The 21,604-nt window shown below is 62.2% G+C and carries 17 protein-coding genes and 1 pseudogene; 13 read left to right on the top strand and 5 right to left on the bottom strand.

Annotated features, from left to right (window positions below; translation table 11 throughout):
* Window positions 1-151 precede the first annotated feature (151 nt).
* From NKJ72_RS24930 to NKJ72_RS24955, 6 genes are all read left to right on the top strand, one after another.
* On the top strand, window positions 152-553 hold the full coding sequence (locus NKJ72_RS24930) for a hypothetical protein (RefSeq protein WP_254816092.1): 402 nt from the start codon (window positions 152-154) through the stop codon (window positions 551-553).
* 132 nt (window positions 554-685) lie between these two features.
* Entirely contained in the window at window positions 686-1,552 is an 867-nt protein-coding gene (gene exoK / locus NKJ72_RS24935) for an endo-1,3-1,4-beta-glycanase ExoK (RefSeq protein ID WP_352479829.1), read from the top strand.
* A gap of 85 nt (window positions 1,553-1,637) precedes the next feature.
* The gene (locus NKJ72_RS24940) at window positions 1,638-2,969 is read left to right on the top strand and encodes a UDP-glucose dehydrogenase family protein (RefSeq protein ID WP_254816094.1); all 1,332 of its coding nucleotides are present in this window, start codon (window positions 1,638-1,640) and stop codon (window positions 2,967-2,969) included.
* A gap of 31 nt (window positions 2,970-3,000) precedes the next feature.
* On the top strand, window positions 3,001-4,080 hold the full coding sequence (locus NKJ72_RS24945; RefSeq protein ID WP_352479830.1) for a glycosyltransferase: 1,080 nt from the start codon (window positions 3,001-3,003) through the stop codon (window positions 4,078-4,080).
* Between the two features lie 187 nt (window positions 4,081-4,267).
* Window positions 4,268-5,437, top strand: a complete 1,170-nt coding sequence (locus NKJ72_RS24950) for a glycosyltransferase (protein ID WP_352479831.1) — start codon at window positions 4,268-4,270, stop codon at window positions 5,435-5,437.
* Window positions 5,434-6,897: a lipopolysaccharide biosynthesis protein gene (locus NKJ72_RS24955; RefSeq protein WP_352479832.1), complete on the top strand. Its 1,464-nt coding sequence runs from the start codon at window positions 5,434-5,436 to the stop codon at window positions 6,895-6,897. The genes NKJ72_RS24950 and NKJ72_RS24955 overlap by 4 nt, the downstream gene beginning before the upstream one ends.
* 222 nt (window positions 6,898-7,119) lie before the next feature.
* Here NKJ72_RS24955 and NKJ72_RS24960 read toward each other — a convergent pair.
* Window positions 7,120-8,172, bottom strand: a pseudogene (locus tag NKJ72_RS24960) (polysaccharide pyruvyl transferase family protein); the annotation flags it as partial.
* A gap of 302 nt (window positions 8,173-8,474) precedes the next feature.
* Here NKJ72_RS24960 and NKJ72_RS24965 point away from each other — a divergent pair.
* The 6 genes from NKJ72_RS24965 to NKJ72_RS24990 all read left to right on the top strand — a co-directional run bounded on the left by NKJ72_RS24965 (window position 8,475) and on the right by NKJ72_RS24990 (window position 16,088).
* Complete coding sequence (locus tag NKJ72_RS24965; protein WP_352479833.1) at window positions 8,475-9,647, top strand: glycosyltransferase family protein; 1,173 nt, start codon at window positions 8,475-8,477, stop codon at window positions 9,645-9,647.
* A gap of 11 nt (window positions 9,648-9,658) precedes the next feature.
* Complete coding sequence (locus NKJ72_RS24970; RefSeq protein WP_254816099.1) at window positions 9,659-10,651, top strand: glycosyltransferase family 2 protein; 993 nt, start codon at window positions 9,659-9,661, stop codon at window positions 10,649-10,651.
* The gene (locus tag NKJ72_RS24975; protein WP_352479834.1) at window positions 10,651-11,601 is read left to right on the top strand and encodes a glycosyltransferase family 2 protein; all 951 of its coding nucleotides are present in this window, start codon (window positions 10,651-10,653) and stop codon (window positions 11,599-11,601) included. The genes NKJ72_RS24970 and NKJ72_RS24975 overlap by 1 nt, the downstream gene beginning before the upstream one ends.
* Window positions 11,591-12,541, top strand: a complete 951-nt coding sequence (locus tag NKJ72_RS24980) for a glycosyltransferase family 2 protein (protein ID WP_352479835.1) — start codon at window positions 11,591-11,593, stop codon at window positions 12,539-12,541. The genes NKJ72_RS24975 and NKJ72_RS24980 overlap by 11 nt, the downstream gene beginning before the upstream one ends.
* A 79-nt stretch (window positions 12,542-12,620) precedes the next feature.
* Entirely contained in the window at window positions 12,621-13,517 is an 897-nt protein-coding gene (locus NKJ72_RS24985; protein WP_352479836.1) for a UTP--glucose-1-phosphate uridylyltransferase, read from the top strand.
* A 150-nt stretch (window positions 13,518-13,667) separates the two neighbouring features.
* Window positions 13,668-16,088, top strand: coding sequence for a polysaccharide biosynthesis tyrosine autokinase (locus NKJ72_RS24990; protein WP_352479837.1), 2,421 nt, complete (start codon window positions 13,668-13,670; stop codon window positions 16,086-16,088).
* A 16-nt stretch (window positions 16,089-16,104) separates the two neighbouring features.
* On the opposite strand, the gene NKJ72_RS24995 is transcribed toward NKJ72_RS24990, so the two are convergent.
* Both NKJ72_RS24995 and NKJ72_RS25000 read right to left on the bottom strand, forming a co-directional pair.
* Window positions 16,105-16,869 (bottom strand): metallophosphoesterase family protein, encoded by a 765-nt coding sequence (locus tag NKJ72_RS24995; protein WP_352479838.1) that lies wholly within the window; start codon window positions 16,867-16,869, stop codon window positions 16,105-16,107.
* Window positions 16,870-16,998: 129 nt separating this feature from the next.
* Window positions 16,999-18,906 (bottom strand): propionyl-CoA synthetase, encoded by a 1,908-nt coding sequence (locus tag NKJ72_RS25000; RefSeq protein ID WP_352479839.1) that lies wholly within the window; start codon window positions 18,904-18,906, stop codon window positions 16,999-17,001.
* 172 nt (window positions 18,907-19,078) lie between these two features.
* On the opposite strand from NKJ72_RS25000, the gene NKJ72_RS25005 reads away from it, so the two are divergent.
* A complete protein-coding gene (locus NKJ72_RS25005; protein ID WP_352479840.1) occupies window positions 19,079-19,876 on the top strand; it encodes a DUF2259 domain-containing protein in 798 nt (265 codons plus the stop codon).
* A 284-nt stretch (window positions 19,877-20,160) separates the two neighbouring features.
* Here the strand turns inward: NKJ72_RS25005 and dhaK are convergent, their stop codons facing one another.
* On the bottom strand, window positions 20,161-21,147 hold the full coding sequence (gene dhaK / locus NKJ72_RS25010) for a dihydroxyacetone kinase subunit DhaK (protein WP_352479841.1): 987 nt from the start codon (window positions 21,145-21,147) through the stop codon (window positions 20,161-20,163).
* A 26-nt stretch (window positions 21,148-21,173) separates the two neighbouring features.
* On the bottom strand, window positions 21,174-21,596 hold the full coding sequence (locus NKJ72_RS25015) for a hypothetical protein (RefSeq protein ID WP_352479842.1): 423 nt from the start codon (window positions 21,594-21,596) through the stop codon (window positions 21,174-21,176).
* Between the last annotated feature and the right edge of the window lie 8 nt (window positions 21,597-21,604).

Genomic DNA, 21,604 nt, shown 5'->3' on the forward strand with positions numbered 1-21,604 from the left:
TCTATGTTGCGGTGCAGCAATTGTGGACGGCCAACCGAACTGGCCCGAGACATACCCTGTCGGAGGAGCTGGACGATGCAAGAAATGTCTTTTGAATGTGGACGGGCACTAAGGCCGTTCACCAGCTTGACGATGACGGGGCGCTGACTACATGGCCTCGATCTTTCGCTTCCGATCGAGAGATCCGGCGCGCGACACGCAGACCGACACCTCGCGCCTCGATCGCTTGGCAAAGCTGCTGGACCAGATCGCGGCCGAAGTCGAGGCGGAGAAGAGCGGACTTGAGAACCGCTACAGGACAACGGCCACCAATGCCGCCTTTCTGGTCGAGGCGATGGAGAACGGTTCGGTCTCCTCGCGCAGGTCTTCCGAAGTCGGCGAACTGACCAGGTCGATTCTGAATTGCGAGCGGCGCATCGCAGCGCTGTCGCGCCAGATGCAGATGATGAAGGATCTCCGTCATTCGCTGGATGAAATCTTCGAGCCGAAGCGGCAGAACGGTCCCGACATGAGGACTGATTTTGTGAAGCCCGCCGATTCCGGCACGGGCTGAGCGAACACCCTGGGTCGGCGCAATGGTTTAGGCACAACACGGAGCTTGGGAGCGACAGAGGTCAAGATCAGGTTGTTTCGTCACGGTTCGAACGATCGCTTTGGGGGCGCACAGCACAAGGTGAGTTTTGATATGAATGCAGATCTTAAAAGCACGTCCGCCCCGGCACCCCGCGGCACCCCGTTCACGCGCCCGATCTCAGGCAAGCTGCGGCCGCTCCGTTCAGACGGCGCGTTTCTGCTGATCGTTCTCGTCAGCCTGGTTGCGGGCCTGGTGCCCGTCCGTGCCCAGGACCTGCCAACCGCGCCGTCTTTTGTCGATGATTTCACCAGCCTCAGTCGCGCGCGCTGGTACATTTCCGACGGCTGGACGAACGGCAAGCATCAGAACTGCACCTGGTCCAAAAACCTGATCGGGCTTTCCGACGGCATGCTGACGCTCGGTTTCGAGAAGCGCAAGCTGAAGGATCGCGAATTCGCCTGCGCCGAGATCCAGACCAAGCAGCGCTTCGGCTACGGCACCTACGAGGCGCGGATGAAGACCGACACGGGCTCCGGCGTCAACGCGGCATTCTTCAGCTTCGTCGGCGATGCCGACAAGCAGCCGCATGATGAAATCGACTTCGAGGTGCTGACCAAGGACACGTCCAAGGTTCAGGTCAACGCCTACATAGCCGGCAAAGGCAAGAACGAGAAACTGGTCGACGTCGCCGGTGGCACCGACAAGGCCTTCAATGACTACGCCTTCGTCTGGGAAAAGGACCGGCTGCGCTGGTACGTCAACGGCAAGCTTGTCCACGAGATCACCGATCCGGCGAAGCTGCCCACCCATTCGCAAAGGATCTATTTCAGCCTGTGGGGCAGCGATACGATGAAGGGCTGGATGGGGCCGTTCTCGGATCCGGGCCGCAAGCTCACCATGCAGGTGGATCGCGTTGCGTTCACCGCACTCGGCCAGCCCTGCCAATTCCCGGAATCGCTGGCATGCAACACAAACTAGAAGCGCATCTGAACCGGCCGGGCCGAAGGTGGTCGGAAAACCGAAGCTTGAACAGGCCCGAAGCCTTGAACAGGAATGAAACCGAATGAATTTGACTGTCTTTGGAATCGGCTATGTCGGTCTTGTACAGGCGGCGGTGCTTGCCGAAGTCGGCCATCAGGTGGTCTGTGTCGACATCGATGCAAAAAAGGTCGAACGGCTCAACCAGGGCCATGTCCCGATTTTCGAGCCCGGGCTCGAAAACATGGTCAAGGAGAACCATGCCGCCGGCCGCATCAAGTTCACCACCGACGCCGCGGCGGCGATCAAACATGGACAGATCCAGATGATCGCCGTCGGCACGCCGCCGGGCGAGGATGGTTCGGCAGACCTCAAATATGTGCTGGCCGTCGCCGAGGCCATCGGTCGTGAGATGGACGCGCCCAAGATCGTCGTCGGCAAGTCGACCGTGCCGGTCGGCACCTGCGAAAGAATAAAGGCCAGGATCGCCGAGACGCTGAAGGCGCGCGGGCGCGAGGATCTGGTTTTCGACGTCGCCTCCAATCCGGAATTCCTCAAGGAAGGGTCCGCTGTGAGCGACTGCATGAAGCCCGACCGCATTATCGTCGGCACCAGCAACGAGGACACCGAGGCGGTGATGCGCGAGCTCTACGCGCCGTTCAACCGCAACCACGAAAAGATGATCGTGATGGACGTGCGCAGTGCCGAGTTCACCAAATACGCGGCCAATTGCATGCTGGCGACCAAGATAAGCTTCATGAATGAAATGGCCAACCTGGCCGAGCAACTGGGCGCCGACATCGAGGAGGTCCGCAAGGGCATCGGCAGCGACCCGCGGATCGGCTACCACTTCATCTATCCGGGCCTCGGCTATGGCGGCTCGTGCTTCCCGAAGGATGTGCGTGCCCTGATCAAGACCGCCGAGGCCGTCAAGTTCGACGCCAAGCTGCTGCGTGCCGTCGAGGAGCGCAACAACCAGCAGAAGTCGGTCCTGTTCGAGAAGGTGCACCGCTATTTCAAGGGCAATCTCAAAGGCAAGACCTTTGCGCTGTGGGGCCTGGCCTTCAAACCCAATACCGACGATATGCGCGAGGCCCCGGCCCGCACGCTGATGGAAGCGCTCTGGGCCGCCGGTGCCAATGTCCAGGCCTATGATCCGGAGGCGATGCAGGAATGCCAGGCGATCTACGGGCTGCGCGACGACCTGCAACTGTGCGGCACCAAGGAGGCCGCGCTGCGAGGCGCCGACGCGCTCTTGATCGTGACCGAGTGGAAGAGTTTCAGCGCGCCGTCCTTCGATGCATTGAAGAACGCGCTGACCAGGCCCGTCATCTTCGACGGACGCAATCTCTACGACCCCAAGGTCATTGCCCGCCACGGCATCGAATACCACAGCATCGGCAGAATGGCGGCGTGACGCCAGGGCGGTCCAGCAAGGAGCCAGGTCCATGAAAGTTCTGTTTGCAGGCGGCAACGGCTACACACCGCAGTTCAGCGGTGGCGTTCAGTCGAGCACGCACCATCTGGTCGAGCAGCTGCGCGAGCACGGTCATGACGCCTCGGTGCTGGCGGCGCTATTCGGTGACGGCATGTTCGGTTTCAAGGCGCGCGCCAAGATGAAGCTCCTTCGCCAGCGCGCGGTCATCGACAGCTATCCCGGCTATCCTGTCGTGCGGGCGTGGTTTCCCTGGGAGGCGGCCCGCTTCGCCGTCGAACGGCTCGATCCCGATGTCGCCGTCGTGCAGTGCCACAAATCGGTGCCGATCGGAAAGGCGCTGCAGGCGCTCGGCGTGCCGCTGGTGGTCTATCTGCGGAACGTCGAATTCCACGAATTGGCCGGCGACCTGCGCGAATTGCATTCGGCGCTTTATATCGCCAACTCCGAATTCACCGCGCGCACCTATAAGGAAAAGTTCGGCATCGACTCGACCGTAATCCCGCCGACCATCAATCCCGGGCTCTACAGCACGCCGACCACCGGCGAATTCGTCACGCTGATCAATCCTTACAATGAAAAAGGGTTCGAACTCGCCGTGCGCATCGCCGGCCAATGCCCCGAAATCCCGTTCCTGTTCGTCGAAAGCTGGAAGCTCGACGACGACCACCGGGCGCAGATCGAACGGATCATCGCGCCGCTACGCAACGTCAGGCTGGAAAGCCGCACCAGCGACATGAAGACCGTCTATGGCCGCACCAAGATCCTGCTGGCGCCCAGCAAATGGGAAGAAGCTTGGGGGCGGGTGGCATCCGAGGCCCATTGCAGCGGCATTCCAGTCGTCGGATCCCGCCGCGGCGGCCTGCCGGAAGCGATTGGCGCCGGCGGCGTTGTGCTCGACTATGACGCACCGCTCGACGACTGGGTCGCCGCGGTCAGGCGACTATGGAGCGACAAGGCCGAGTACGATCGGCTGTCGGCGGCGGCGCAGCTGTTTTCGGAGCGGCCGCAAATGAACCCCGACAGTCAGTTCACGACCTTCCTCGGCGTTCTCGACAACGCCAGGCAAGGCGCGCTGGAGCGTGCCGCCTGATGCATTTCGTCCAAAATCGTTTATGTCGCCCAACAGCCCGCTTTTGCGCCTGACCGGGGTGTGAGCGGCTTTGGGACAACAACATGCACAACACCAGACGCTTGAAGCGCCTCGCACGGCGGCGACGGGCGTCAGCCCTCATCCGTGCGAGCAGATCGCCGACCGGCCTCGAAAGATCGTCCATTCGATGAAGATTTGCTTCGTAGTTGATAAGTTCCCCTCTTTGTCGGAGACCTTCGTCCTTGACCAGATAGAAGGGTGCCTCGAGCGCGGCATGCTAGTCGGCGTCGTCTGCAACGAGACGTCCTTCGGCAAGGACAGCAACACCGACGATCGCCACTGGCAGGCTCTCCCTGGCAAGGTCGTCTGCTGGTGGGGCGGGCTGGGGCGCTTTCGCCCGACGCTCAGGAAATGGTCGGGCAGGTTCTGGGATAAGCTCTCGACCGCTGTCGACATCGCTTTTGCGCGCAAATTGCAGAACGCCGATGTGATCGTCGCGCATTTCGGCAATAACGGCATGCGCGTCGCCCGCGCCATGAAACGAGGCCGGATTTCCGCTCCTTTGGTGACCATATTCCACGGCCGCGACGTGGGGGAACCGCTGCATGACAACACGCTCACGCGCTATAAGGTTGTCTTCGACAAGGGCGTTCTCCAGCTCCCGGTGAACGCGTTTTTCCGCGATGCCCTGATCGGCGTCGGAGCACCCCCGGCGCAAGTCATGGTTCACCATATGGGCGTGCGGCCCGGTGAGATCGGCTACCATTGGCGTTCCTGGGAACGGGACACACTGTCCTTCATCTCGGTCTGCCGGCTGACCGAAAAGAAGGGCATCGAATTCGCCCTTCGGGCGCTCGCCAGCCTGCCGCGGCGCGACTGGGTCTATTCGGTGATTGGCGGCGGCGAATTGCTGGAAGAGTTGAAGAAGCTCGCCGCAAATCTCGGCATTGCCGACCGGGTGACTTTCCTCGGGCCGCGTCCGCACGCCGAGGTCAAGCAGCGCCTGCGCGACGCCCACGTATTCCTGTTGCCGAGCGTTGCCGCGCGAGACGGCGATCTCGAGGGTATTCCGGTGGCGTTGATGGAGGCTATGGCCGCCGGGCTGATCGTCGTCAGTACCTATCACTCGGGCATTCCCGAACTGATCGAAGATCAGGAGACAGGCTTCCTCGCGCCGGAGCGAGACGTTACGGCGTTGGCCCGCAAGCTTGTCTGGGTGGCCGAGAACCCGGACAAATGCGAGCGCATCGCACGTGCGGCGCGCCGTAAGATCGAGCAGGATTTCAACGCGGACGTGCTCAACGAACGTTTTGCGCAGATCGTTGCCCAGCTGGCCGAAGCCAGGCGCCCGGCATGAACGCCAACCCGCCCCCCCAGTTCGGTCGTGTCGCCCTGCGCGGCGGCGTGGTGACGATCGGCGCGCAAGGCTTCAAGATGGCGATCCAGTTTCTCTCCGTCATCGTGCTTGCGCGTCTGCTCGTGCCCGAGGATTTCGGCCTGGTGGCTTCCGTCGGTCCGATCGTGGCCTTTGTGGGGCTGCTTCAAAACCTTGGCCTGCAGCAGGCTGTGGTCCAGCGCAAGGATATCAGCACGGAGCAGCTCAACCAGGTATTCTGGATCAGTGCGTTGGTTGGGCTGGGCAGTGCCGCGATGGTGGCATGCCTGGCGCCCGCCATCGCCGCCTTCTACGGCGATCAACGCATGGTCGGGATCACCATCGGCTCTGCCTTGCCGCTGCTGCTTGGCAGCCTCGCCGCGGTGCCGCTGGCGCTGATGAACCGTCACTTGCGCTTTGGCCAGCTCGCGCTGAACGACGTGATTACCGCCGCTGCCGGACTTGCGACTACCGCAATCGCCGCCTATGCGGGACTGGGCTATTGGTCGCTGGTCATCGGCCCGGCGGTATCGGCTGTTGTCGCGCTGGCCGCGGCATGGCAGGTGGCGCGCTGGACGCCGTCTCGGCCGGACCTGAAGGTCGATACCGACATATTGTCCTTCGGCGCCAATCTGACCGGCTTCAATCTGGCCAACTTCTTCTCGCGCAATCTCGACAACATCCTGATCGGAAAATATTCGGGCGCGATCGAGCTCGGCTATTATGACCGCGCCTACAAGCTCCTGCTGTTTCCGCTGCAGAACATCAACCAGCCGCTGACACGCGTGATGGTGCCGCTGCTGAGCCGCATCCATGAGGACAAGGCGCGGTTTCGCGACATCTATGTGCGAACCAACTGGATGCTGGCGGCCGTCACCATGCCCGGCATCGCGGCGCTGACGCTGACGTCGGACCAGGTGGTGGGGCTTCTCTTCGGCGAGCGCTGGGCGGCGGTGGCGCCGATTTTCGCCTGGCTGGGCATCGCCAGCCTGATCCAGTCCGTCTCGAGCACCACGGGATGGATCTTCATCTGCCAGGGCAAGACCAAGACCATGTTCCACTGGGGCATCTACTCGTCGCTGACGACGGTCGCCGCCTTCATCATCGGATTGCACTGGGGGGCCGTCGGTGTCGCGGCGGCCTATGCAATCAGCGGCTATGTGCTGCGCGTCCCGGTGCTCGCCGTCCTGGTCCACCGGGTCGGCCCGGTGACCGCAGCCGACTTCCTGATCATGCAGGGGCTTTTCATCGCATCGTCGCTGCTTGCCTGGTCCGTGTACCGCGAGTTGCCGGCATCGCTGACCGGTCAGTCAGACCTGCTCGCGGTGGTCCTGGCGGTTGCCCTCAACTATTCGATCGGCCTGGTCCTTATGCTTGCCCTTCGCCAGTCGCGCAGCGCCCTGTTCACCACGCTTTCCAGCGCCATGCGTAACGCCCGCTAGGCGAGCGATCACCGGCCTCAAAAGCTCACCTGCCGACATCGCCGACGCATGCTCCTCAAGCACTGCCTGAAGGCTCGTCCTGCGATAGAGGTCGAGATTGGCGGTAAGTCTGCCGAGCTTCTCGCTCGCTTCCTCGGGCGTCACCGTATCGATGTCGAGCAGCAGGTCGGCGACGCCGATCCGCTTGGCAAGCTCCTTGGTCTTGAATTCATAGGCGATCGGCAGCACCGGCGTGCCGACGCAGAGCGACATGATCATCATATGCATGCGTGTTGCGACGACAAAGTCGAAGCCTTTCACCAGGGCCATCAATTGCTCCGGCGTGTGGAACGAAGCGTCCACGCTGACATGCTTGGCGATCTCCGGATCGAGTTCGGCAACGATCGCCCTCGCCGTCTTGGAATCGTCATGGGCGTATTCCGGCACGCCCTGGCAGGTGGAGACGAAGGTGACCTCCTTGGCGTGGTCCCTGACCAGGATAGTCGCGATCTCGCGGATCGAGTCGATGTAGCGGCGCATGCCGCCCTCGCCGTCGCTGACATAGTTCCAGTGACGGACGGAAATGGCGACGCGGCCGGTGACGGTCGCCGACTGGCCGGAGGCCAGAATTGTTCCGATCCTGTCAGTATCGGCCAGGGCAAAGACGGCGTCGGCCACGACGTGGCATTTGCCGGGGTCTTTCACCATGTCCACAATGTGGCCCCGCGAACGTTCGTCGCGCAGCAGGATGAGCGGGCTCCGGTCGAAGATCGGGCTCAACTCCTGGCGATTGTAACTTTTGTTGAACGGGCCGAGCGATTGTGTGAAGAAGACCGGGTCCTTGCCCAGAATCGCGTCGATCCTGAATTGATTGAGGCGCCGCTCCAGATTGTAGGTCTCGACGAGATAGGTTCCGCCTGTCGTGACCACGAGGTCGGCGCCTTTGTAGATCTCGAGACCACGGCGATTGCTTGAGCTGAACAAACGCCCGACAACGCCGCGGATGCCGAACCGCCGCAGGGCATTGAGGACGAGCCGATTGTAGATCGGCTTGAACAGGTTCTTCAGCCCGCTGCCGTATTTGTAGCGGAACAGCGATTCCGACAGCAGCTTGTGGAATTCGAGGTCCGGATAGTCCTTCTTCGTGTAGAGCCTCGCCGCCACCTCCGGCTGGCTGTCGAAGACGTAGAACTGGATGTCGTCCTGCACGATCGTCTTGAAAACATGGCGAATCGCCAGGAGAATCGCTGCATCCCCGGTATTCAGGCAGACGGTGTTTTCAACCGCGATCTTCATGGAATGACCTCATTTCGTGAGTAGTCCCGTGCTTCCATCGACGGGCGCGAAGGGGCGAATTGCAGGCGGGTTGGCCGAAAATGCTGCACGCCAAGGATGGTCCTCGCGTCGTGATTATTGGCGCGCAGTCCGATGGCAGGCCAGCGCGCGGTCCATGCGGCCCAAGCAGAGCGAGATTAACCCATCGATTTTGCAGTGCAACAAAAAACGTGGATCTTTGCTACGCTGCAACCAAAAATGTTGCGATGCAGCAAGAGGTGTACTAGCATCGTCGCGGGCGGGCCAACAGCGGTCGAGTTTTCATGCTGCATGTCTTGTACTTGGTACACGACGTCTCCGACCCGGCAGTGCGCCGGCGGATCATAATGCTCAAGGCAGGCGGCGCCCAGGTTACGCTGGCGGGCTTTCGTCGTACGGCAAGCGCAGTTGCTGATGTCGAGGGCTTGCAGCCGGTCGATCTCGGCCCGACTCGTGATGGCCGATTCGCCCAACGTCTGGCCGCGATCATGAAGGCGGTGGTCTCGACCGGCTCGAAGCTGGGCTCAATGCCACGGCCCGACCTCATTATCGCGCGCAATCTGGAAATGCTGGCGCTTGCCCGCCGCGCCAGGTCGGCTTTCCAGGCAACAGTGCCGATCGTCTACGAGTGCCTGGACATCCATCGCCTGCTGCTTCGCGACGATCCGCTGGGCTGGGCGATGCGCGGTGCGGAACGCTTCCTGGCCAGGGATGTTAAGCTTCTGGTGACCAGCTCTCCGGCCTTCATCGCCAACTATTTCAAGCCGTTCGGACAGGTTGCCGCCCCGGTCGAACTGCTCGAAAACAAGCATTTCGAGCCGGCCGCAGCTTCGCTGGACGACCGCATTACGGCGGAGAATCCCGTTGCGCCGCCGTGGCGGATCGGCTGGTTCGGTGCGCTCCGCTGCCGTCGCTCCCTGGAGCTTCTGGCCGAATTTTCGCGCCGCCTCGACGGCCGCTTTGAAATCGTCCTCAGAGGCCGGCCGGCGCTGTCCGAATTTCCCGATTTCCATGGTTTTGTTCAATCGGAACCCTGGCTGTCGTTTGGCGGGCCCTACCGCAATCCCGAGGATATGGCGGCGATCTACCACGAGGTTCACTTTTCCTGGGCCATAGACTTTTTTGAGCAGGGCCTGAACTCCGAATGGCTGCTGCCGAACCGGCTCTATGAAGGCTGCCGCTTCGGAGCTGTGCCGATTTCGATGGGAACCACCGAAACCGGCCGGTTCCTCGACCGGCAAGGCATCGGGGTTCTATTGTCAGAAGCCACGCCCGAGGCGCTCGAAGCCGCCGTCGGCACGATGGAGCAGCATCGATTCGAGACATTGAGGGCGCGTGTTCTTGCCCGCAATCCGCGCACCTGGAGCCACGACCGCGCCGATTGCCGGGCGTTTGTCGAAAAGCTCCGCGGGCTGACTGCGGCTCCCGGTCCATATGCTGCCGAAGCATTGGCATAGAAGGACTGCCGATGACGCAAACCGACATTCCATCCTGCATGATCGTGGTTCCGTGCCTGAACGAAGCGGCCCATATCGGCGCATTGCTTCGAGAGCTTCGCCCTGCGGCCGAGAGGCTGGGCGCCGTGATCATCGTTGCCGATGGCGGCAGTACGGACGGCACCAGGACGATCGTCGCGGATATCGCCGCAAAAGATCAGCGGGTTACCCTGCTGCACAATGAAAAGCGCTTGCAGAGCGCGGCGATCAATCTCGCCGTCGCCAGATTCGGGGAAGGCGTCGACTATCTCATTCGCATCGATGCGCACGGCGGCTATCCCGCGGATTATTGCGACCGGCTGATCGAAGAAGCGCAGGCCACCGGCGCGGATTCGGTCGTCGTCTCGATGCTGACCAGTGGCAGCGGCATGGTTCAGAAAGCAGCGGCAGCGGCGCAGAATTCCAGGCTCGGCACCGGCGGCTCCAAGCACCGGCACCTTTCGGCGGGGGAATGGGTCGATCATGGCCACCATGCGCTGATGCGGATATCGGCCTTCACCGCGGTCGGCGGCTATGACGAGACGTTCAGCCACAATGAGGATGCCGAACTCGACTATCGGCTCCGCCAGGCCGGCTACCGCATCTGGATGACCGGCAAGACGCAGATGGTCTACTACCCGCGCTCCTCGCTGAAGGGCCTCTATTTTCAGTATCTCGGCTATGGCCGTGGCCGGGCGAAGAACGTTCTCAAGCACCGCATGATCCCGAAGATCCGGCAAATGGTGCCGCTTCTGGTGTTCCCCGTGGTTCTTCTCGCCGCCTTTTCCTTCGTCCACTGGCTGGCGGCCGTGCCGCTTTTGCTATGGGCGTCGGTCTGCCTCGGCTACGGCTTTTGGACCGCCGTCAGCCAGCGCAAACCCGACATTGCGCTTGCCGGGGTCTCGGCAATGGTTATGCATTTCGGCTGGTCGGTCGGTTTCTGGCTGCAACTGCTCGCACCGCGACCGCAGCGCGAGGTAGCGTGATGGAGCCGGTCAGAAAAAATCGAAGCATCGATATCTGCATCTGCACATTTCGCCGGCCGGAGCTGGCCGACACGCTTCGCTCCATAGCGGCCATGGATATGCCCGTGGGATTCGACGTCGGTGTCATCATTGCGGACAACGACGATACGCCGACGGCCGAAACGCTGGTCGCCAGGCTGGCGGCCGAGTTGAAGCTGCCGGTGACCTACCGGCACGCCCCGGCCCGCAACATCTCGATCGCGCGCAACGCTTGCCTCGATGCCAGTGCGAGGGATTTCGTCGCCTTTATCGACGACGACGAGACGGCCACCGCCGGCTGGCTTGCCGAACTGGTGGCGACGGCGGAAGCTACTGGTGCTGCGGCCGTTCTCGGGCCGGTGCAAGCCCGTTACCGGGCGGATGCGCCCGCCTGGATGCGCGAGGGCGATTTCCACTCGACCCTACCGGTCTGGGTCCGCGGCGAGATCCGCACCGGCTATACCTGCAACGTCCTGCTCAGGATCGGGGCTGAGAGCCTGCGCGGGCGGCGCTTCAGCCTGGCACGTGGCCAGACCGGCGGCGAAGATACGGAATTCTTCGACCAGATGGTCAAGGCCGGCGGCCGCATCGCCTTTTCGCCGGAGGCTTGGGTCGACGAAGCGGTGCCACCTGCCAGGGCGGCATTCGACTGGCTCGGCCGCCGCCGGTTCCGCGTCGGGCAGACGCACGGTCATCTTCTGGGGCGCAATGTACACGGCCTTGCCCGGCTCAAGCAGGTCGGCATTGCCGCGGCAAAGGCCGCCTACAGTTTCCTGTCGGCAATTCCGGTCGCCATCGACCCCGTGCGCCGGAACCGCAGCCTGCTTCGCGGCATTATGCATGTCGGCGTCGTCAGCGGCCTCGTCGGGGTTCGTGAAATCCGCCAATACGGCCTGTCTTCGCCGCAGCAAGGGGGCAAGCGTGCAGCCTGACGTGAGCTTCGTGATTGCCGCCTACAATGCCGAGGCGACCATCGATCGGGCGATCGCCAGCGCCATTGCCCAGCGCAATGTCAGCGTCGAGGTTATCGTCGTCGACGACAGGTCGGCCGACCGGACGCTCGATTTGGCGAGATCCTACCCCGAAGGCATCGTACGCGTGGTCGCGCTTGAGCAAAACCGTGGCCCCGGCGGCGCCAGGAACGCCGGCCTTGAACTTGCCCGCGGCAGGTGGGTCGCGGTCCTCGATTCCGACGACGCGGTCTATCCCGGGCGAATTTGCACCATGATCGAACGCGCGGAGAAGGCGGGCGCCGAGATCGCGGTCGACAATCTGCAGGTCGTTCGCGAGGATGGCGTTGCCGAAGAGACGATGTTCCCGGCCGACTATCTGGAAGGGCTCGGTTCAATCTCGCTGGCGGATTTCATCGGCGGCAACGTCCTCTTCGAATCGAGGTTCAATCTCGGCTACCTCAAGCCGATCTTCCAGCGCCGGTTCCTGAACGAGAACGGGCTTCGTTACGATGAAAGCCTGATCATTGGCGAAGACTACATCCTCCTGGCCAGTGCTCTGGCCAAAGGCGGCAAATGCGTGGTCGAGCCGACCACGGGCTATATCTACCACATTCGCACCGGTTCCATCTCCCGGGTGCTCGAACTTCATCACGTCGAGGCGATGCGCAGGGCCGATGCCACCTTCGCCGCGACCCATTCCATGGATGCTGCGGCCGAGGTGGCGTTCGCCAGGCGCGCTCGCAGCCTGCGCCGGGCGGCATCATTCCTGTCTCTGGTTCAGCACATCAAGGCGCGATCGCCGCTCAAGGCGATATGGACGGCGCTCAGCGATCCGGCGGCGGTTCGGCATATGAGCATGCCGATCGCCGTCCGGCTGCGAAGGGTAGCGGCACAGTTTGCCGTGGTGGCGGGGAGGTGAAGGGCTGCAGGCGAATGGATGAAGACAGCTTTCGCCGCCTGCGACAGGTTGAAATCGATCTCCTCAGAAGGAACATGCAATGAAAAAAGTCAGGAAGGCAGTCATACCGGTGGCGGGGCTTGGAACGCGGTTCCTGCCGGCGACCAAGTCCATGCCGAAGGAAATGCTGCCGGTGGTCGACAGGCCTGTCGTGCAATATGCGGTTGACGAGGCGTTTGAGGCCGGCATCGAGCACATCGTCTTCGTCACCGGCCGCAACAAGGCGGTGATCGAAGACTATTTCGACCTGCATCCTGAACTGATCGGAACCCTGGAGCAGAGCGGCAAGAAGGCGCAGCTTGAATCGCTTGAAAGCCTGCTTCCCGTCGCCGGCGCGACGAGTTTCATCCGCCAGCAGTCGCCGCAGGGCCTCGGCCATGCCGTGTGGTGCGCGCGCGAAGTCATCGGCGACGAGCCCTTTGCATTGCTTTTGCCGGACATGGTGTCCTTTGGCGGGCGCGGCTGTCTCGCCGAAGTCGCCGATCTTTATGCACAGACCGGCGCAAACGTCATTGCCGTCGAGCGTTGCGATCCGACCGAGACCAGCAAGTACGGCATTGTCGGCCGCGGCGCGGATGTCGGCACTGGCTTCGAGGTGACGGCCATGGTCGAAAAGCCGGCTCCGGCCAACGCCCCGTCGAACTTTTACATCAACGGCCGCTACATCCTGCAGCCCGAGATATTCTCGCTGCTGGGCAGCCAGCAACGCGGCGCCGGCAACGAGATCCAGCTGACCGACGCAATGGTGCGCCTCGCACAGACGCAAGCCTTCTTCGCCCAGCCTTTCGACGGCCGCATGTTCGACTGCGGTTCGAAGGAGGGCTTTATCCAGGCCAATATCGCTTTCGCGCTGGCGCGGGAGGACATGAAGGGCCAGATCTTCGATATGCTGCAGGAATTCGTCCGGTCGCATCAGCGTCGGGAAGAAGCCGCATAATGTCCATTTTTTCGAGGCATTGTGGGTGCGGCTGATGACGCAGGACAGGCCCGTTGCGCCGCGCGTAACGCGCACTGTCCGGCGCAAGGTTTGCACCCTATGTCCCGACCTTCGAGGCGGTAGCGCCTGCAAACTAGAATTGGACCGAAGATGAACTATGCCAATTTTCCTGTCGAGAAGAGGACGCCATTGCCGGCTTCGAGTGCGGCAAACGCCGAAGACTTCATCGACATCGAGCGCCTGCTTGGCATGGCCGCGCGGCAGGCGAAAGTGGTTGCCGCCTGTGCCGTCATCGGTCTCTTTCTCGGCGTGCTCTATTTGCAGACCACGCCTCCAACCTATGTGGCGACGAGCAGCGTGCTGATCGACGAAGGATTGAACAAGGTCGTCGACGACATTTCGGCGGCGTCGGTCAGCATGCAGACCGACTCCGCCGTTCTGAGTCAGATCGAAATTCTGCAGTCGGCCAGGCTGGCGGGGGTGGTCGTCGACAAGCTGAAGCTCGATCAGAACGACGCTTTCATGAACCCTCCGACGTCGGCTCTGTCGAAGGTCGCAGGCTTTGTACGCGGTATCATCCAGTCTGTCCGCCCCAAGCGCGCCGCTAGCACGACCGACGTCACTCAGCTTGATGCTGCGACGCGTGACGCGATCACCGCATCGTCGTCGCCCCGTGACTACGCAATCTTCAAACTGCAGAACCAACTCGACGCCGAGCGGATCGGCCGAAGCTTTGTCATCAGCATCTCCTTCCAGGCGACGGATCCGGCGCTTGCGACCGCCATCACCAAGGCCTATGCCGACGCCTATCTCGCCGATCAGCTCGATGCCAGCTTCGACGCGACCGAGCGGGCGGCGGTCTGGCTGCAAGGCCGGCTGACCGAGCTTCGTGAGAGCTCCCAGGCGGCCGCACTGGCGGTCGAAAAGTTCAGGGCCGAACATGGATTGGCCGTCAATGACGGCCAGCTGATCAGCGACAAGCAACTGTCCGATCTCAACACCCAGCTGATCGTCGCCCAGGCCGATACCGCACGTGCCGGCGCCCGCTATCAGCAGTACAAGTCGATCGTCGAAAGCGGCTCGGACAATGCGTTCAAGGACGCTGCGATATCGAACGACCAGCCGAGCAGCTCGGTCATCACGACGCTCAAGAACCGCTATCTCACCGTCGCCAAGCGGCAGCAGGATGTCGAAGCCAATTTCGGCCCGCAACATCCGCAGGCCGCCGCGCTCGCCAAGGAGAAGGCCGACATATCGGCGCAGATTTTCGGCGAGCTGAAGCAGCTCACCGAAAGCTACCGCAACGAATACGAGGTCGCTCTGGCGCGCGAGACCGCGCTCCGCGCAAATGTCGCCTTGGCGGCAGGCAAGAGCTCCATCGACAACCAGTCGCAGGTCAAGCTGCGTGAACTGGAGCAGAAGGCGACGGCGCTCTCGACGCTCTATCAGACATTCCTGAACCGCTATGAGGAGGCTGCACAGCAGCAATCCTTCCCGGTCGGCAAGATCCGGGTCATCTCCGATGCGACGATGCCGCAGTCGGCCGCAACCCCGCGGACGGCCATCGTGCTGGGGCTTTCGCTGGCGCTTGGCATAATGATGGGGGCCGGGGTTGGCGGCCTGAATGAATTCAGGGAACGGTTCTTCAGGACCGGCGAGGATGTGCGCGACCGCGTCGGCCTCAAATTCCTCGGCTACCTGCCGGTCATCGGCAAGGCTGGGAAGGACGACCAGCGCGACGACGGTCAGGCCGACGTCAAGGCCGCCGAAACCAGGACCGCCAAGTCCTCCAAATCCCAGTCCTCCAAGACATTGTCGGCAGCCGAAAAACGTGCGCGCATGCGGGTAACCGTCGATGCACCGGCGTCAATGTTCTCCGAGACACTGCGCAACGCCAAGATCGCCTTCGATGTCGTGATGGAAGGCCAGGGCAGCCGGGTCATTGGTGTGATCTCAGTGCTGCCCGGCGAAGGCAAGTCGACAGTTGCCGCCAATCTTGCCGGGCTGCTTGCGGCCAACGGATCGAAAACGCTGCTGATCGACGGTGACCTGCGCAACCCCGGCCTCAGCCGCAGCCTTGGCATGGAGGCCGAGCAAGGCTTGATGGAAGCGGTGGTGAGCGGGCGGACCTGGCAGTCGGTCGGCAAGATCGACCGGCAGACCAAGCTGGCGATCATCCCGGCCGTCCTGCGTGGCCATTTTTCGCACACCAGCGAGCTTCTGTCTTCGGCCGGCATGCGGCGCTTCATTGACAATGCCAAGGAAACTTTCGAATACATCATCGTCGATCTGCCGCCGCTCGGGCCAGTCGTCGACGCCAAGGCCTTCGCCCCGCTTGTCGACGGTTTCGTGCTGGTCGCCGAGTGGGGACGCACGCCCCGGGCAATGGTGCAGTCCGTGCTGAGCTCAGAACCCTATATCGCCAAGAAGATCGTCGGCGCGGTTCTGAACAAGGTCGAATTGAAGAAACTGGCCAAGTATGGCTCGATCGGCGGCTCCGAAAGATTCTTCGACAAATATTCGAGCTATTATCTGGAAAAATCGGAAGCGCGCACAAAGGCGGCTGCCTGAGCGACGGATATCGCGCTCAGGAAAATATCAGCCTGGCGCGTTTGTCGGCGATCCTGACTGCGGTCAGCCGGCCGCTTTGGAAGGCGCCCGTGTCGATGCCAAGCCGGCGTCCCTCGAGCTTCGGAAACTCGACCGGCGTATGCCCGTGCACCACATAGCGGTCGAGAAGATGCGCGGCTTGGAAGAACTCCGAGCGGATGTTGAGCAGGTCGTCCTCGTCTTGTGCGGCGAGGTCGATGCCCGGCCTGATGCCGGCATGAACGAATACGAATTTCGCCGAACAGACCATGACCGGCAGCGCACGCATGAAACTGACGTGGTCGGCGGGAATGATCTCTCGAATGCGCCTGTCGACCTCCTCGTTTGAACCGTAGAGATCGGCCATGCGCTCCGGGTCGACGCCGTAGGAAAACAGCGTTTGCAGGCCGCCTATCGCCAGCCACGACTCTCTCGAAATGATCCCGTCGAGATAGTTCAGCATCACGACTTCGTGGTTACCGGCAAGGCAGATACGCTGGAAGCCTTGGAGCGGCGGCGCCAGCAGATGATCGAGCACGCGCGCCGACTGCGGGCCACGATCGACGTAGTCGCCAAGCATGATGATGAGCTTGCGCCCCTCGAAAGACGCAGAATCGAGCAGGATGTTCTGCTCCAGGGAGCGAAGCTCCTTATAGCAGCCATGCACGTCGCCGATCGCATAGACGACTGAGTCCCGGATATCGATCTCGAGCCGCTGGCGCGCCGTGGTCCGGCTGTTTCTCGATCGCTGGAACAAGGTCACGAATGGCGTCCCGTATGGCTGTGAATGCGCCTCGATCTCGAAACAACATGGCGACGCAGCGCGTGGATACCATGTCTGGCACCGGTCGTTCCATACCGGAGCTCCGGACGCAACTCGGCTTCGGCGTTCTTACAGGCCGATGCCACGGCCCTTCAGCGCGGCGGTGATCTCGTCGAGGATGGCCGGGTCGTCGATCGTTGCCGGCATGACCCATTCCTCCTTGTCGGCGATTTTCTGCATGGTGCCGCGCAGGATCTTGCCGGAGCGCGTCTTCGGCAGGCGCTTGATCGTCACTACCGTCTTGAAGGCTGCGACAGGACCGATCCGTTCGCGCACCAGCGTGACCACCTCGCTCTCGATGATCCCTGCATCGCGGTCGACGCCCGCATTCAGCACGACGAAGCCGAGTGGAACCTGGCCCTTCATCGCATCGGCAATGCCGACGACGGCGCATTCGGCAACGTCGGGATGCGCGGCCAGCACCTCCTCCATGGCGCCGGTCGAGAGCCGGTGGCCGGCGACATTGATGATGTCGTCAGTGCGGGCCATGACATAAAGATAACCGTCCTCGTCCATCATGCCCGCATCCGCGGTCTTGTAGAAGCCGGGGAATTCCTCGAGATAGGCTTGGCGAAACCGCTCGTCGGCATTCCACAGCGTCGGCAGGCAGCCGGGGGGCAGCGGCAATTTCACCACGACATTGCCAAGCGTACCACGCTTGACCTCATGCCCGGCATCGTCGAGCACGCGGATGTCATAGCCGGGCATCGGCACGCCGGGCGAGCCGTATCTGACCGGCAGCAGGCCCAGTCCGGCGGGGTTGATGGTCATCGGGGAGCCGGTCTCGGTTTGCCACCAATGGTCGATCACCGGGACGATCAATTTCTGCTCCGCCCATTTGATGGTTTCCGGATCGGCGCGCTCGCCGGCGAGGAACAAAGTACGGAATTTGGACAGGTCGTATTTTGGGACGAATTCGCCCTTCGGGTCCTGTCCTTTGATGGCGCGGAAGGCGGTTGGCGCGGTGAACAGCGCGACGACGCCGTGCTCGGCAATCACCCGCCAATAGGTGCCGGCATCGGGCGTGCCGACCGGCTTGCCCTCGAACAGCACGGTCGTGCAGCCATGCAGCAGCGGGCCGTAGACGATGTAGGAATGGCCGACCACCCAGCCGACATCGGAAGCCGCCCAAAACACTTCGCCCGGCTTGACGCCGAACTCGTTTTCCATCGACCATTTCAGCGCGACCATATGGCCGCCATTGTCGCGCACGATGCCTTTCGGCTGGCCGGTCGTGCCCGACGTGTAGATGATGTAGAGCGGATCGGTGGCAAGCACCGGAACACAGTCGACATTGGCGCCGGCGGCCCGCTCACGCGCCACGGCGTCGGCATAGTCGATATCGTGATTTTGCCTGAGCTCGCAGCGCAACTGATCGCGCTGCAGGATGAGGCAGGCTTCGGGCTTGTACCGCGACATCTCGATCGCTTTGTCGAGCAGCGGCTTATAGGCGACGACGCGCCCTGGCTCCAGGCCGCAGGACGCCGAGATGATCAGCTTCGGCTTGGCGTCGTTGATGCGGGTGGCGAGCTCATGCGAGGCAAAGCCGCCGAAGACCACCGAATGTACGGCGCCGATCCGCGCACAGGCAAGCATGGCGAAGGCTGCTTCCGGTACCATCGGCATGTAGATGATGACGCGATCGCCTTTTTGGATGCCACGATTCTTGAGCACCGAGGTCAGCGCGACCACCTCGCGCTTCAACTCGGCATAGGTGAATTTCCTGATTGTGCCCGAAATCGCGCTGTCATGGATCAACGCGATCTGGTCGGCACGGCCGCCCGCCACGTGGCGGTCGACGGCATTGAAGCAGGTGTTGCAGGAAGCGCCGTTGAACCACCGGCCATAGACACCTGCATTGGCGTCGAACACGGTCTCGAAGGGCGAGAACCAGTCGATAGCGCCCGCGGCATCGGCCCAGAACTTTTCCGGGTCGCGTTTCCAGCCGTCATAAACCTCATGGTAGCGTGACGCCATCCAGCTTCCTCCCCAGGAATGTTTGCTGTCCTTGAAATAGCGTATGCTGGTTTGTGTAACCATGTATTTGTGCGTTTCGTTTGCCGTCGTTCTAATTCGGCCGCAAATGCAAGGTCGTCGTGGTCTGCGGGGCTGGTATCGGCCGAATTTTCGACATTGGGGGCAGGGCGCGATGAAACTGCGATACGAGCTTGGATTTGCCGCGGTTGCGACGCTGGCTGTGGGGCTCGCTTCAGCTGCTCAGGCCAGCGATGCGGCGGCACGGCGTATCATCGGCTTTTCGCCCGACGGCAACTATTTCGCCTTCGAGCAGTATGGCACGCTCGACGCTGGTGCTTCGGATTCGGGCTGGTCGGAGATCGACATCATCGACACCCGCACCGATCAGTTTGTCGGCGGCAAGCCGATCCTCATCGTCGACGAGACGGAGGATTCGACGCTGACACTTGCGCAGGCGAGGGCACAGGCCGCGGGGCAGGCGGCGCCCTTGCTGGCCAAATATTACATAGCGCCGCGTGGCGAACGGACTGGCTTCGACAAGTTCACCTTTCCCGAGGACATGGTCGCCTACAACGACATTGCGCGCCTCGAGCAGGTTTCGCAACAATGGCTTTCGCCGACCTATGACGAGCTTGGCATCTCGACCATTCAGCTCGAGCAGATTCTTGCCGATAGCACGGCGGATTGTTCAGCGAGTTTCGACGGGGCGCAGCAGGGCGAGACGACCGGCAAGGCGCTCGGCTTTCGCCTGACGCTGCAGGGCCAGGACGGCCATCCGATCAAGGTGTTGCACGAGGACAAGACCGTACCCAGTTCGAGAAATTGCCCGACCTCCTATAGCCTGTCGGAATCCTACACCTTCGCCCCAGACGGCAAAGCGGGCGTGGTTGTCGTGCTCGTGCAGCGCTTCAGCCAGGGATTTGAAGGGCGTGACCGCCGTTTTCTCGCCGTGACAGGCCAGCTGCACTGAGGCAACGCGCTGAGAAGTAGTCCGCTACCCCAGGTTGTTGTCCCTAAAGCGGGAGGGCAGCGAGCATAAGTCCGACCCCGCCGGCGATCAGCAAGGCGGCTGCCAGCATCTTTCCATGGCGCTCGAAACCCGTCGGCGCCCGATCCCAATTGTAACGCATCCTCGAACTCCCCAAACCCGCAGATTCTTTATCTTACGCAGGGTGAGGAGGGCAACTGTCTGACGGTACGCGGCGTTGCCGATGTCGGTCCTATCACCGACTATTTCTGGGGCATTCTCCGCCGCTACATGCCCCAGCGCAGCGCGGCCGTATGTACCGGTGCATCCCACCAAACAGCCGCCTCGTCGTCGAGCATGCTCAGCGTGATCGAACAGCCGGCCATGTCGAGCGAGGTCACATAGGACCCGACCAGCGACCGGGTTACCGTGACGCCGTGCTTCTCGAAGATTTTGCGGGCGCTGTTATACATCAGGTAAAGCTCCATCAACGGTGTGCCGCCAAAGCCGTTGACGAAGAGCAGCGCCTGGCCTCTGGCACCGTCGCCCAGGTCACCCAGGATTGCGGTACAGATCTCGTCGGTGATGGCATCGGCGCTTTTCAATGTGTCACGCCGCCTTCCGGGCTCGCCATGGATGCCGACCCCGAACTCCATCTCGCCGTCGCCGATATCGAAGGTCGGCCTGCCCGCCGCCGGCACGGTGCAACTGGTCAGCGCCACGCCCATCGAGCGCGTCGCGCCGTTGACGCGCTCGCCCAGCGCCTTCAACGGCTCCAGTGGCATGCCTTCTTCGGCCGCCGCGCCGACGATTTTCTCGACCACCAGCGTACCGGCGACGCCGCGCCGGCCGGTGGTGTAGGACGAGTTTTCGACCGCGACGTCGTCATTGGTCACGATTTGCATCACGCCTTCCGACATTTCAGCGGCCATGTCGAAATTCATCACGTCGCCCTCGTAGTTCTTGACGATGAACAGGCAGCCGGCGCCCGTATTGACGACTTCGGCCGCCGCCATCATCTGGTCAGGCGTCGGCGAGGTGAATACCTGGCCGGGGCAGGCGGCATCCAGCATGCCGTGCCCGACGAATCCGCCATGCAGCGGCTCGTGACCCGAGCCGCCGCCGGAGATCAGCGCCACCTTGCCCGGCTTGAGCAGCTTGCGGCGGATGAATTTGTGTTCCTCGCCAAGCGCCAGGATATCGGCATGCGCGGCAACGAAGCCGTCGAGGCTCTCGGTCAGCACCGTATCGACCGAATTCAGAAATTTCTTCATGGCTGTCCTCCCGAAATAGCCCAGCGTCAGCTGCCCTTGCCGGCGATGCTGGTGATCTTCTGGATGAAATCGTTGACCGCCCGGTCGAGCGCCGCGTTCTGCTTGTCGTCGCCGAAATCGGGAACGATCAGCGAGACATGACGTGTCTTGCGCATGCCTGCGGCCAGCGACATCTTTCCTGGATGCGCCCGATGGTAGGCCTCAAGGAAATGATCGCGTTCGACCGGGCTGAAATGGCAGACGGAGAAGATAGCCGGCAAATGCTTCGACGGGATCGGCGTCGAGTAGGCCGGGCTTGAAATCTGCGTGACGAAGCTGCGGTGCTTGCCAAGCGCGTCGGCGAGACGCTGGCGCATGCCGGACGGGCGCTGGTCAATCACCTGTGACAGGATCGTCTTGTAGGCGCGGATCGCCTCTTCGGGGCCGGATTGCGACGCCTTGTCTGCCATGCCGGGGC

The sequence above is a fragment of the Mesorhizobium sp. M0045 genome, from assembly GCF_040323385.1.
Classification (GTDB): domain Bacteria; phylum Pseudomonadota; class Alphaproteobacteria; order Rhizobiales; family Rhizobiaceae; genus Mesorhizobium.